We start from the raw sequence: 12,595 nt of genomic DNA, 5'->3' as shown, positions 1-12,595 counted from the left end.
GTGGATCGGTTCTACAGGCTTGTTGCCCCGGGGGCAATCAGCCGTCGGGATCCGCGCGCACGACGCCATCCACCAGGTTCTCGCGCATCAGCCGCTCCATCAGCGTGCCGCGCGGGGAGGAGATGTCGGCGAGCCAGGCGGTGCGAGCGGCGGCATGGCTGCGGGCGATGGAGACGGCGTCGGCGGGAGAGATCGCCAGGAACCTCAGCGCATCGCGGGCGCGCAGCTGAGCAAGCCCGTCCTGGTCGGGGCCAATGATGGTGGCGATCTTCGGGTAGCCGCCGGTGCTTTGGTGGTCGGCCAGCAGCACCGTGGCCACCCCGTCGCCCGCCACCTGGATTGAGCCGCGCGCGACCGGTTCGGACGGGATCGACAGTGCCCCGCCGATGGACAGGCGTGGCCCGTCCAGGCGCACGCCCATGCGGTCGAAAGCGTCAGTCAGGTGGAAGGTATCGGTCGTCAGGGCCGCGCGGGCGGCCTCGTCGAACAGAGCGTCCTGCGGGCCCATGACCACCCGGGCGATGCCGTCGAATTGCGCAAATCCGGGCCGGGCAATCGGGCCTTCGCGGTCGGGGCTGGTGCGGGTGTTGGTAACCTCGACCTCCTGGCCTGCGGTCAGCGCACCGCCACCCAGACCCGAGGTCGAATGGGTCGCCGCATGACCCAGCCAGGTCTCGCATTGCAGATCCCCGGCGAAGGCGACATAGCACCAACTGCCCGCGCGGCCGGGGCGGATCGTCAGGGTCTGGCCCGCCTCGATGCTGGTGACGGTCCAGCCTTCGGGCTTCTGGCCTGCGATATCGACGTCGAACTCGCCGCCCGCCACAGCCAGGCTGACCGTGCCCTCGGTACAGGCCAGTACGATGCCGCCCATCGAGACCTCGATCACCGTGGCGCCCTCGGGTTGGCCCAGGGCGGCATTGGCGGCGGCGAAGGCCAGCCGGTCCATCGGGCCGGAGGCCGAGACGCCAAAGCGTTTGTGCCCGGGGCGTCCCGCATCCTGGAAGGTCACCAGAGGGCCCGCGAAACGAACGGTAAAACGTGCGCTGCTCATGTGGGTGCGCCTCCCATGGCTTCGAAGGCCGTGCGGTCGACGCGGGTGAAACGGATGTGGTCGCCCACGTTGAACAGGAAGGGGCGGGCCGGGTCGCCGGTCAGGATGCGCGCGGGCGAGGCGCCCAGGATCGACCAGCCGGTCGGCGCCTTCAGCGTGGTGACCAGGCATTGCGGCCCGGCAATGATGACGGACCCGGCGGGCACGTCGCGCACGGCGGTCTGTTTGCGCGGCACTTCAATCACCGGGTCCAGTCCGGTCAGATAGGCATAGCCCGGCGCGAACCCGTACATGCCGACGCGGTAGTCGCCCGCCAGATGGGCGGCGATCACCGCCTCTTCGCTCATGCCCTTGGCCTGCGCCACGGCGCTGAGGTCCGGGCCGAGATCGGCATCATAGCAGACCGCGACCTCGTGCGTGGTGACCTCGGGCGCGTGGTCCGTGGTGTGGTCCAGCAATGCGGTGATCGCGGCCTGCATCGCCTCGTGGTCGGTCTCCACCGGGTCGAACTCCACCAGTAGGTTCACCAGCGCCGGTACGACCTCGACCAGGCCCTCGGGCGGGTTGCCTGCCAGGGCGCGATCCAGAGACAGCACCGCGCGGGTGGTGTCGTCACCGATCTCCGCACCCAGCTCAATCAGCAGGGCGTGTTCGGCAACCGGGGTAAAGCGGGGCAGGGACCTCATGCGCAGAATGGGGCCAGAGTGACCCCGGCCGCTTCCAGACGGGCGCGAATGTCGCGCGCCATGGCCACCGCATGAGGGCTGTCGCCATGCACGCAGATCGAGTGGGCCGCCAGCGGAATCGCATCGCCGCCCACCACCGGCATCAATCCGGTGTCGAGCATCTTCAGAATGCGCGCGGCGGCTTCCTCCGGGTCGGTGATCATCGCACCGGGCTGGCCGCGTGGGACAAGCTGGCCGTTGGGCTGATAGCCCCGGTCGGCGAAGATCTCGGAATAAACGGTAAGGCCAATGTCCCGCGCCGCGTGCTCCAGCGCGGTGCCGGAGATGGCCAGCACCGTGAGGTCGGCCTTTAGCGCCTTGACTGCACCTGCGATGGCCCGCGCCACATCCGCGTCGGCAGCCGCCAGGTTGGCCAGCGCGCCATGAGGTTTCACGTAAGCCACCGGTACCGGCACCAGGTCCGCGACGGCCAGCAGAGCACCGATCTGTGCGGCCACCATGCGCGCGATTTCCTCGGGGGCCATGGGAATTACCCGGCGGCCAAAGCCCAGTCGGTCGGCATAGCCGGGGTGTGCGCCCACGACCACGCCGCGCTCCTTTGCGAGCGTGAGCGTGTGAAACATCGTATCCGGGTCGGACGCATGGCCGCCGCAGGCAATATTGGCGCTGGTCACCAGCGACAGAACCGCGGCGTCATCACCCATGGCCCAGGGGCCATAGCCCTCGCCCAGGTCGGAATTCAGGTCGATTTTCATGGAAGCCTCCCTTTGCATCCTGTTTCGCGCGAACGCGGGCAGGGCGCAAGGCCAAGCGGCCCTGTTGGGCTGTTGCAATTCCATTTGGGGGGGTGGGCGTTCAGTCCTCAGGGTGGGAGAAAGTGGAGGAGAAGGAGCAAGTGTTCTCAAACACCCTGTTTGAAGAATTGGATCAAGCTCCTCAGACCTCACCAATAAGACTTGTGAAGGCCACGCCCGTGACCTGGCAAACACGTCGAAACCACTGTGTCCTACACCGTTTTCATTGCGCCTGCCCGCAGAAGAACGACCGCGGCTTGAAACTCATGCTCGGGCGAGGCTGCTGGCTTTAAACATTTAATCCGTCGGTCTGGCTGATGAGGCTGCCAAATGCCGGAAGCCGCGTAGGCGGCCCGATTTTCTTACGACAGGGACGCCGAAAAGTGGATTGCATCAGGAAGCCTCCTGTCGTTGTTTAGGATCCGTATGTTATATTAACGAGGTCCGCTTGAAATGCATTTGAGCACACGCTTTCCGCTTGCAACTCTGTTTTTCAAACACTGGTCAGTTGAAGACACTGAAGACGGAATTGTCATTGCCAAAGCGTCTTTCGTACAAGATGAGACGATGCGATGGATTGCACAGCCCGCGCCGGAGCTTGTGCTTGAGGACCGGTATCTTGGCGATCCCGCTTTCTCACCGCTCATGCAGGAACAGGATACGGCGCCGGGCAAGTTGGGTACTGATCTGTTCCTGCAGGCGACGGCGCGCAGCCCAGATGGCAAATTGCTACCTGAGTGGCCTGTCAGCCTGACCGTTGTGGATCGTTTGCACTATGGGTTTCAAGTGCGTGGACCATCACATTGGACCTATCGTCGCCTGAAAGGCTGGTTTCGCACCTCCCCCGAACTTGTTTCCGAAGTGCCCATTTCCTACGACCTGGCTTTTGGCGGGGCATCTCCTGGTTCCGATGGCGGGATGGTTACATTTGAAAACAACCCGAGTGGTCTAGGCTTCGCGACACCCATGCGGCTTGAGGATGGATCGGACTTCGCTGCGCCGCAAATTGGACTATTGCCGGAATTCATGGGCACAGACCCTCTCGCTGAGATGGGGGTTCACGGGTTCGGCCCGATTGCGAAATCATGGTTGCCGAGGCGCAGTGACGCGGGAACCTTTGACGATCAGTGGAAAGAAACACGTCACCCACGTCTGCCAAAGGACTATTCCTTGGCCTTCTGGAACGCTGCGCCCAAGGCACTTCAGTTCAATCCGCCATTGATGGGCAATGAGCAATTGCATGTGCAAGGTATCGCACATGACGGCCCGGTCGCTTTGCAGCTCCCCTCTGTCACGTGTTCGCTGCGTCTGGGACAGGGGGACGCAGACATATGCCCCATGGTCTTGGATACCCTAGCGCTTGATCTTCGGTCCGGCAGCCAGGGGACATATCGCGTTGACATGATCTGGCGCGCAGTGGTTCAAAGCCCTGAGAGATTTGAGACTGCCGAAATCATTGGTCACAGGTTGGAGAATTGACATGCAACAGTCTGCCGCGCGTCACAGCGGAAAATCTGCCACCATTGTGTGCCTTGCACCGGATGTCTGCCTGACACCCGTCGGAAGTGCCATCGTGCCGATCCCTTACATGATCATTTCAAAGCTCGATTGGTCGGAAACCACGGTCAAAAGCACCATTCTCACCGGTGAAGAAGCATTTACCATGGCCAGCCGGACCAACAAGGTCACCGGGGACGAGCCGGGCACAAAAGGCGGCGTAAAGTCGGGCGTCAACAAGGGGTACTGCCGTCCAATCTCGAAAAAGACCAATGTGTTTGTCGAAGGCAGAGAGCTGATTCAAAACGACAATAGCTATGACATGAATTGCAACGGGCCTAACGGTCCGGGAAACACGGTGGGAAAGCTCGTGTATTTTGAATAGAGGCGCGCCTGGGAAAGAGCCGGGGGATCACAGCTGTTCATTGCTGACAAGGTAATGGAAGACCCAGGCCAAAGCGCAAAGCAGTGGGGCCACGACGAAGAATACCAACAGGTGAGCAGAAAACAGCGGTGGGGCAAGTTCTGCCACCACATACCACGCCGTCATCCAAATAGCGGCACGGGATCGCGCGGCCAAGGCAACCGCAAGAATACCCAGCAAAATCCGGTAAACGAGTTTGGGCCGGATAGCCTCATGGCGTTGAGATTGTGCCTTCATAACGTATCAGTCAAAGAATGCGGGCGCGTAAAACCAGTTATCCTGCAGCGAGCGCATGGAGAACTGATCGAGTATTGCCCGGCGTCGGGAACATCTCTACGTGCGGTAAGCGCCAGTATTGCTGCACCAGACCCGTTGCCAATCACTTGCCAACTCTGGATCGGACACAATAGCCCGACCAACCTGTTCCAGAATTTCCTTAGCTGCCTGGTTCGTTCAACTGTTCTTCCATCTCTGAAATTAACGCTGTCGTAGGTCTGGCAACCGTTCATCCGAGACCGTTTGCAGAGGCGATGCCACAGGCTGCCCTTGATCCCCCCTTCCCGTAATGTCTTGCCGCTGAATGCAAATCTCGCCCTCTACTCGAACAAGAGCCGGAGAGTTTCCGGCGCCGCGAGCGTGCCATTCGCATGCAGCTTCTGTATATGAAATAGCTCCTGCGCATCATCAATATCTTGGACGTAGTGAATCTCTGCCGATAGCCCCTTCGCATTCTGGGTCGCCAGAATACGCTGGGCTTCCTCCAGCCGCATTGCCTGCAGGGGGAGACGTATCTCTACGACGTCGCCACGGTCGCTTGGGAAGGCGACGGCAAGCAAGTTGGCGTCAATCTGGGCGAGTTCCGAAGTCAGATACCCTGGGTCTTCGGCGACATATTCCGGCACGGTTAGGAGCTGGTCCATGACCTCGGCAGGCGTCGCGCCGATGACTATGAAGCTGATCGTGTCATATTCATCGTCAATCGTTCCGAGGAGCGGCGCGATGATAGGCGCTCGGGAGGCGTCCAATATGACCCGCTCGCCGGTTTCATCCTCTGCAAATTCCTCAAATTCTTCATCCGCATCGAACAGATTTGGCCATGCCGACAAAAATACGGCCTCGGTTGCCAGAATCTCACTCGCACCGACCACAACCCCCGTATCGTGCCTTTCCATCTCAATGTCCTCGCCACTGGAAATGGCGATCATATGAAGAGCGCTACCCTCTGTCTCAGTTACAATCGCGCCTGATTCAGGATCGGTAGACCAGTCAAAATAGGAACGCAGAAATCTGTACAGCTCGGCGTCCGAACCTCCGGTCCAGATAATGGCGCTATCCCCAACCGCGCGTAGCGAGCCCGAAAAATATCGCAATGTGCCATCGTCCTCACGGCTTACATTATCATGCTCAGTGAGAAGGCCAAAGAAACCATCAAGAGTGTGGCTCGGCGCGATCACCAGCTCAATTCGATATTGCAATTCGCTGTCTCCCATAGGTTCATACAATCCAGTTTTCGCCGGTGGTTTTCCTTGCGCTGGATGTGCAGGCTTTAGCAATGCTCCTTGGAAGCCTTGCCAATTTGATGAGGTCTCGAAAGTAGTCGCGGCAGCTATCGCGGGAACAGATGTAGACCACAGACCAATAAGGAATATCGTGGTCAGCCATGGCCCCGAGATAAAGGCCCAATTGGCCCGCTTGAGCCCCACGGATACCCTCCCAATAAGCAATTCTAGCGGGGCGCGACAGGTTGCGAAGCTTCTTCGGCATCCACCCAGAATTCGTGCCCCGAAGAAAGTCTCGTCTTTCTTGATAGGGCGTGGTCTTTGGCGCTCCAACATATTTGGCCTCCAATATACAACAGGCTTCACCATACCCCGCCTTCGCGCGCGGCGGCTTGCTGGGCGCTAACCCGTCGGCAAGCGGGCGATGAGATTGCGCCGAGGCTTCAGAGTTTAGCGAGTATTCTGTCCGACCGCATTTGTTAACCTGGTATCGGTCATTTGCACGCTTTGGTGTCCCGCCCTTCGCTGTCCCATTGGCCGCTTTGCTCCAATATCCCGCAACTCGCCTTTGCGCCTTGCTTCGAAAGGCACGGGCTTCTGCTGGACGACAGGCCGGAAAAGCAAAGGGATTTCCGACGATAATTGTTCCGCCCTCGGAGGCTTGCTTGGCAATGTCGTCATCTTCATCCGGAATGCTATGTTTCGCCGTCAAGCGTCTAATCTCGTTCACAACATCAGAGGCGCTTACTTTAAAATCATCCCAGAGAGACGACATGAGGCCTTGCCCGGTATCCGTGAACAGCACATGGAGGCCCGGGCTTACATCTCGGTAGGTGAGACCGTGCAATTGAAGATAGTCACGCAAAAAAGCCAGGTGTCGGCTGCGCGCAAAGTCCTCAGCCCCAGGCATATCGCGTTCAACGACGTCGTCCACGATGGGGATATAAAGCTCTGAGATTGATCGCCCCTGAAACGCAAAGGAATGCGCATGCTGCCCGATCAACTGCGCCTCTGCAGAGTCGCATAGCGTGATGTTGTAATAACCCGCCATTTCCCTGGCCACGCGATAATATTTATCCTCGGTGGCCTCGTTCGCGAAAAGGGCGCCTAACTCGTAGTCATTTCTCCAGGAACGGCGAAATGGTGGTAGTTTATCTTCGCATTCCATTTTAGTTGATATCGACTTTCTTACCGTTGATCTTCACAAGTGTCGCCGCATTGATATTGATCTTGTCGCCGTTCAGTGTGAGTTCACCGTTTTCCTTCATCTCCACGAGCGTTTTTCCACAGCGTAAAACCAGCAATTGCCCCGCTGAAATCTTGATCTCCTTGCCAACGTTCAGCTTGGAGGTCCGGCCTACGAAAGTGCTTTCGGATATGCCAATAGTCCGCACCGAGGAAATGCCGACAGCCTCGAGGCTGTTCTTTTCCACGGTTACCGTCATGTTGCCCGCCGAGGGATCAAGCGCCCCCGGCAGTCCGAAAGTCTTGGAGAATGTGCCAAGCATTTCGGTCATGTTCCTAATGGACTGGCTCAGAAAGCGGCCAATATTCGTGGGGCCGACATGCAGAGTCATACTGCCACCGATAGCCTCTGAATGGTCCCTGTTTACTTCGATCACCTTGTTGTTTTGAACCAGTTCAGTGTCGTTGTTGCGAACAGCCTTGGTGTGGCTGTCCAACACGTCAATGTTCATATCCTTTTGTGCATGAACGTAGATTTCCTCCCGCCCGTTTTCATCCTCGAACCTGAGTTCGTTGAAGCCTTCGCCCTGGTGGGTGTCGGTTTTGAACGTGCTGCGGGTTTTGTGTTTCGGCAGCGGGTAGGGCGTATCGTTCTTGCCGTTGAAGACACAGCCGGTGACGATTGGCTTGTCGGGGTCGCCGCGCAGGTGTTCGACGATGACTTCCATGCCGATCCTCGGGATCACCATGCCGCCCCAGCCCTTGGACGCCCAGCTCTGTGACACCCGCACGCGCATCGTGTAGGCGCCGTCCAGATCCCAATGGAACTGGCACAGGATGCGGCCGTGTTCGTCGCAGTCGATCTCGCCCTCGCCGACCACGACGGCAGTCTCAGGCCCCTGGACCCGTGGGCCAATAGTGCGCTGCTCCGGGCGGAAGGGGGTGTCGTCGGGCATCAGCACATAGGCGCCCTGATAGGGGGTCTCGTCATTGCCGCTGTTGCCTGACCCGTAGCTTTGTGCGCGGAAGCGATGTTCGGCCTTGAGGCAGACAAAGCCGCGCCCGGTCGCCCCCGCCACGTCATCGCCGCGTAGCGTCACGCGCCAGCCTGCGCCCAAGGACACCACGTCGCCTTCGGCCTGATGGCGCGGGGCCTGGCCGCGTTCGGCGTCGAGCCGACGGCTGACCACGCCGCGGCCCTGACCCTGGTCGAGATAATCCCCCGGCCAGTCATAGCTTTCGATGTCGCCGCCGGGATGCGAGGCCCCGCCCGGCTGGTCCACCTCCTGCGCGGCCTGGGGCATCTTGAAGTTGTATTCGGTCAGGCGCACCGCGCCGGTGGTGATGCGTTCCGCCGGGGACCAGAGGCTGAAATGTTCCTCCTCGTGCCGGTGAAAGCCATCGACGGCATAGTAGGGACGCGATCCTCCCGGGACTTCCGGCAGGCTGAACACCGCATCCGAGAGCAGAAGCGTGTGATTGCCCGCCTCATGACGCCAGGACCAGCTGATGCCGTGGCGTTCCAACTGGCGACGCACGAACGCCGCGTCGCTTTCGCCATATTGCACCGTATACTCGAGGATCGGGTAGTCACCCGCCACCTGTACATCAAGATGAGGACTGCCAAAGCCAGAATAGGAGGCCAGCACCTCCTGAACGATGTCTATCACCGTTTTGTCGTGGAAAATCCGCATGTTGCGACGCAGGCTGGCGGCGTGAAGCCAGGGGCGAAGCACCAGATCATAGCGAAACCCGTTCTCGGAGGCACCCCGCTGTTGCGCTTCGCAGACAATGCCGTCAAAGGCGCGGGTGCCTTGGGTATGGTCGATCTCGACCGTCGCATGGGTGCCCAGTAGCCCGTGAAGGTCCAGCCCCGGCTGATCGGACAGAGCCTCGATGCGCCATTCAAAATCACCCGAAAGCTCCTCCACGCCATCCATGCGCAGCAGTACCAATACATCGGGGCCAAGCACCGTTGACAGGCGGCCCTGGCGGTCAGTTTGGGCGAAATGTGTATTCAAAACTCTACTCCAACAACACCCTTAACGAGAACGTGCTAACACACTCTCAATTCTAGGCAAAACAATTCTGATATCTATCAGGCGGTCAATTGCCGACATGTCAGTGGGACACAAAACGGGCAAAAAGTGGGACACAAAGCAGGTGATATTCGGATGGTTGTCTCAATGGGGCAATTTGTAGAGGGGAAAAAATTCATCGGCAAATCATCGTGGCGGATGAGCCGCAGTGAGACGGCGCCTTGCCTGGTTTTAGGCGCCAACTAGGCGCCAACAACGCCGATGGTCGCGTAAATGGCCCGATTCCGGAAGGAGTCCTTGGCGGATGAGGGGGCTCCGACGGCTGTTGGTCAAGCTACGGACGCCGATACAGATCAATTGACGAAGTTGTCCCGGTCTGGCTGAGACTGGCCCTCACGTGGCGCATCTCATACTCCCGCGAAACAGAATTTCGAGCACCCCAAACCACCTTGCCGTTCAAGGTGTTGGTGGGGGCGGTGGTCTGTAGGGAAAATGGCGGAGAGACAGGGATTCGAACCCTGGGTGGGCGTGAACCCACAACGGTTTTCGAGACCGCCCCGTTCGACCACTCCGGCACCTCTCCGCGGGGGGTGAGGCGGGGTTTAGTGCGTGTTGAAGGCGGGCGCAACCAGTTTTTTGGGGTAAATGCCCGCCTAGCGGAATTTTGTGATTTGCCCGACAGGGGGTTCTGTGCCTAGGCTTCATTCCAGTGTCTTAAAAACGGGGGAATTCATGGCTTTCTTGCGTAAAATCACCACGGCTCTGCTGCCGCTTGTTGTCCTGACATGGGGGGCGGCGGGGGCGGCGGCCCATGCGGCCGACCGCACGCAACTGCGTGAGTTCCTGGAGGTCACGGGATTCGACGTCGCGATTACCTCGATGCAGCAGGGCGCCATGGCCGGGCCCGCGTTGGCCGGTGCGGCGCCGGATGAATTCGGTTCCGACTGGACCCGGCTGGCCGAGGTGATGTTCGATCCCGACAACATGATCGACCGCGCACTTGACATGATGGAAGCGGTGATGCCCGACGAGCTGGTCGAGCACGGGATTGATTTCTATGGCTCCGAGCTTGGCAAACGTCTGGTCGCGGTCGAGAACATGAGCCACATGGAAGAAAGCGAAGTGAAGGTCGAGGGCGGTGACGCTCTGATCGCCATGCTGGCCGCCGATGATCCGGGTCGCCTGAAACAGCTCAGCGCGCTCAGCCTTGCCACCGGATCGACCGACAGCTCGATCCGCGCCATTATCGAAGTGCAGGTGCGTTACCTCATGGCGGCCTCTCACGCGGGCATCATCCGCCTGCGGGTGGACGAGACCGACCTGCGCCTGATGCTGCAATCCCAGATCGACCCGATGCGCGCCGAGGTCGAGAAAGGCGCCGTGCGCAGTGCTGCCTGGGCCTATCGCGATATTCCGACCGAGGACTTGAAAGCCTATACGGAGGCGCTGGAGGACCCGACCATGCGCGAGGTCTATCAGGTGCTGAACGCGGTCCAATTCGAGCTGATGGCGGAATGCTACGAACGGCTGGCGGCCGCCCTGTCCGATCTGCATCCGCAGCAGGACATCTGAGCCGAAAAGGCTTGACTTTGTAGGGCATTCCCCCGATAAGCCCGCATCTGCGCCGGGATGGTCCCGGCGTTGTGTGTTTGAAGTATGCCTAACAAGGCACGCCGTTCGAGGTAGGGGATGCCCCCGCAACGCCGGAAGCTCCGGGACCACAGGACGCGGAAAATGAAGGAAGATCATATGTTTGCGGTTCTGAAAACCGGCGGCAAACAATACAAGGTCCAGTCCGGCGACATGCTGCGCGTCGAAAAACTGGCTGCGACCGCGGGCGAAACCGTCCAGTTCAACGAGATTCTGATGGTCGGCGCGACCGTGGGTGCCCCCTTCGTCGAAGGTGCCGGCGTCCAGGCCGAGGTCGTTGACCAGATCAAGGGTGACAAGGTCATCCACTTCGTCAAGCGTCGTCGCAAGCACAGCTCGAAGCGCACCAAGGGCCACCGTCAGCAACTGACCCTGATCAAGATCACCGAGATCATGGAAAAGGGCGCTGACAAGTCGGGCGTGAAAGCTGCCATCGGTGCCGGTTCCGTCTCGGGTGCCGCTGTTGCCGCCGCCCCCAAGGCTGCGCCGAAAGCCGCCGCCAAGGCCGCTGCGCCCGCCGCTGAAGCTGCCGCGGACGACCTGACCCAGATCAACGGTGTCGGCCCCGCCGCCGCCAAGAAGCTGGCCGAAGCCGGCATCACCACTTTCGCTCAGCTGGCTGCTGTCGACGTCGACGCTTTCGACGCCGTCAAGGTCAAGGCCGACTGGGTCGAGCAGGCCAAAGAACTGGCCAAGTAATCAAGACGTAGGAGAGAGAGAATGGCACATAAAAAAGCTGGTGGTTCGTCTCGTAACGGTCGCGACTCCGCGGGTCGTCGTCTTGGCGTGAAGAAATTCGGTGGTCAGGTCGTGATCCCGGGCAACATCATCGTGCGTCAGCGCGGCACCAAGATGTGGCCGGGTGCGAACGTGGGCATGGGCAAGGATCACACCATCTTTGCAACCACCGAAGGCACCGTACAGTTCCACAAGGGCCTCAAGGGCCGCACCTTTATTTCGGTTCTCCCGGTGGCGGAGGCCGCAGAGTAAGCCGAACCTTAAAGGTTGAAAGAACACCAGGGGCCGGCTGAACAAGCCGGCCCCTTTTCCGTTTGAGTTTGGTCAAGAAGGGCCGCTCGCAAAATGTTTACGTACGTGTTGGATAGTGGGGATACGACCGGGCGGGAAAAATCCGCTCAGGCTTCCCATATGACCGACAGCGCCGCGCGTTGTGGGGCGCATTCGTGCTTTTCGGAGGAGGGAAAGCGAAATGATGTATGATGCGATTGTCAACCAGCCGGTGATAGAGGCTGAACGGTTCCGCCTGCGCCCGGTGCGCCGCTCGGATGCCGGGTTGATTGCGATGTATACCGGGGATGAACGGGTTGCGCGTGGCACGCGCTCGATCCCGCATCCGTTACCGCCCGGCATTACCGACAATTTCGTCGCCCGATCCATGGCGGAAGAGCGCAATGAAGACGTCTGGGTCATGGATGGTGCGCAGAACGGTGACCGCGAGGTGCTGGGCGTGATTTCCCTAACCCATCTGGAGCGCGAACAGTCGCAGCTGGGCTACTGGGTGGCCCCGGCCTTCTGGAACTCGGGCATCGCGTCCGAGGCCGTACAGGCGCTGGTCCAGGCCAATCCGCTGGCCAACCGCACGCTCTTTGCCGAGGTGTTTCAGGACAACCCCGCGTCTGCGCGGGTGCTGACCAACGCGGGGTTCGAATATATCGGTGATGCCGAGAGCCATTCGATCGCCCGTGACGCCAATGTGCCCACCTGGACCTATATCCGGAAGATGGGCTGACACCTGGAAACATGGGA

13 protein-coding genes and 1 tRNA gene are annotated in these 12,595 nt (G+C 60.0%); 6 read left to right on the top strand and 8 right to left on the bottom strand.

Annotation, left to right across the window (positions count from 1 at the left end; translation table 11 throughout):
* Positions 1–37: 37 nt before the first annotated feature.
* From ACO07D_RS17880 to ACO07D_RS17870, 3 genes are read right to left on the bottom strand one after another with little or no spacing between them, the layout of a single operon-like run.
* Complete coding sequence (locus ACO07D_RS17880; protein ID WP_421704286.1) at positions 38–1,054, bottom strand: biotin-dependent carboxyltransferase family protein; 1,017 nt, start codon at positions 1,052–1,054, stop codon at positions 38–40.
* On the bottom strand, positions 1,051–1,740 hold the full coding sequence (locus tag ACO07D_RS17875; RefSeq protein ID WP_421704285.1) for a 5-oxoprolinase subunit B family protein: 690 nt from the start codon (positions 1,738–1,740) through the stop codon (positions 1,051–1,053). Before ACO07D_RS17875 ends, ACO07D_RS17880 begins: the two co-directional genes overlap by 4 nt.
* Complete coding sequence (locus tag ACO07D_RS17870; RefSeq protein ID WP_421704284.1) at positions 1,737–2,495, bottom strand: LamB/YcsF family protein; 759 nt, start codon at positions 2,493–2,495, stop codon at positions 1,737–1,739. Before ACO07D_RS17870 ends, ACO07D_RS17875 begins: the two co-directional genes overlap by 4 nt.
* A 498-nt stretch (positions 2,496–2,993) precedes the next feature.
* Here ACO07D_RS17870 and ACO07D_RS17865 point away from each other — a divergent pair, with 498 nt between their 5' ends.
* Together ACO07D_RS17865 and ACO07D_RS17860 are read left to right on the top strand one after the other, a co-directional pair.
* Positions 2,994–4,013 carry a DUF2169 family type VI secretion system accessory protein gene (locus tag ACO07D_RS17865; protein ID WP_421704283.1) on the top strand — a complete coding sequence of 340 codons (1,020 nt, stop codon included), beginning with the start codon at positions 2,994–2,996 and terminating at the stop codon, positions 4,011–4,013.
* A 1-nt stretch (position 4,014) separates the two neighbouring features.
* Positions 4,015–4,416 (top strand): DUF4150 domain-containing protein, encoded by a 402-nt coding sequence (locus tag ACO07D_RS17860; protein ID WP_421704282.1) that lies wholly within the window; start codon positions 4,015–4,017, stop codon positions 4,414–4,416.
* 27 nt (positions 4,417–4,443) lie between these two features.
* Here ACO07D_RS17860 and ACO07D_RS17855 read toward each other — a convergent pair whose 3' ends face one another.
* The 5 genes from ACO07D_RS17855 to ACO07D_RS17835 all read right to left on the bottom strand — a co-directional run bounded on the left by ACO07D_RS17855 (position 4,444) and on the right by ACO07D_RS17835 (position 9,761).
* Complete coding sequence (locus ACO07D_RS17855; protein WP_421704281.1) at positions 4,444–4,692, bottom strand: hypothetical protein; 249 nt, start codon at positions 4,690–4,692, stop codon at positions 4,444–4,446.
* Positions 4,693–5,051: 359 nt separating this feature from the next.
* Positions 5,052–5,945: a hypothetical protein gene (locus ACO07D_RS17850; protein WP_421704280.1), complete on the bottom strand. Its 894-nt coding sequence runs from the start codon at positions 5,943–5,945 to the stop codon at positions 5,052–5,054.
* Positions 5,946–5,949: 4 nt separating this feature from the next.
* Positions 5,950–7,122 (bottom strand): hypothetical protein, encoded by a 1,173-nt coding sequence (locus tag ACO07D_RS17845; RefSeq protein ID WP_421704279.1) that lies wholly within the window; start codon positions 7,120–7,122, stop codon positions 5,950–5,952.
* Position 7,123: 1 nt separating this feature from the next.
* The gene (locus tag ACO07D_RS17840; RefSeq protein WP_421704278.1) at positions 7,124–9,160 is read right to left on the bottom strand and encodes a type VI secretion system Vgr family protein; all 2,037 of its coding nucleotides are present in this window, start codon (positions 9,158–9,160) and stop codon (positions 7,124–7,126) included.
* 511 nt (positions 9,161–9,671) lie between these two features.
* Positions 9,672–9,761: transfer RNA gene (locus ACO07D_RS17835), tRNA-Ser, on the bottom strand.
* 149 nt (positions 9,762–9,910) lie between these two features.
* On the opposite strand from ACO07D_RS17835, the gene ACO07D_RS17830 reads away from it, so the two are divergent.
* From ACO07D_RS17830 to ACO07D_RS17815, 4 genes are all read left to right on the top strand, one after another.
* A complete protein-coding gene (locus ACO07D_RS17830) occupies positions 9,911–10,750 on the top strand; it encodes a hypothetical protein (protein ID WP_421704277.1) in 840 nt (279 codons plus the stop codon).
* A 177-nt stretch (positions 10,751–10,927) separates the two neighbouring features.
* On the top strand, positions 10,928–11,527 hold the full coding sequence (locus ACO07D_RS17825) for a 50S ribosomal protein L21 (RefSeq protein WP_421705066.1): 600 nt from the start codon (positions 10,928–10,930) through the stop codon (positions 11,525–11,527).
* A gap of 21 nt (positions 11,528–11,548) precedes the next feature.
* Complete coding sequence (rpmA, locus tag ACO07D_RS17820; protein WP_421704276.1) at positions 11,549–11,818, top strand: 50S ribosomal protein L27; 270 nt, start codon at positions 11,549–11,551, stop codon at positions 11,816–11,818.
* A gap of 220 nt (positions 11,819–12,038) precedes the next feature.
* Positions 12,039–12,578 (top strand): GNAT family N-acetyltransferase, encoded by a 540-nt coding sequence (locus ACO07D_RS17815; protein WP_421704275.1) that lies wholly within the window; start codon positions 12,039–12,041, stop codon positions 12,576–12,578.
* Positions 12,579–12,595: the final 17 nt, after the last annotated feature.

Source organism: Aliiroseovarius sp. (assembly GCF_965228805.1).
GTDB lineage: Bacteria > Pseudomonadota > Alphaproteobacteria > Rhodobacterales > Rhodobacteraceae > JASBTN01.
Note: the sequence above shows the minus strand (reverse complement) of the source record. Positions and strands in the feature narration are given on the sequence as shown.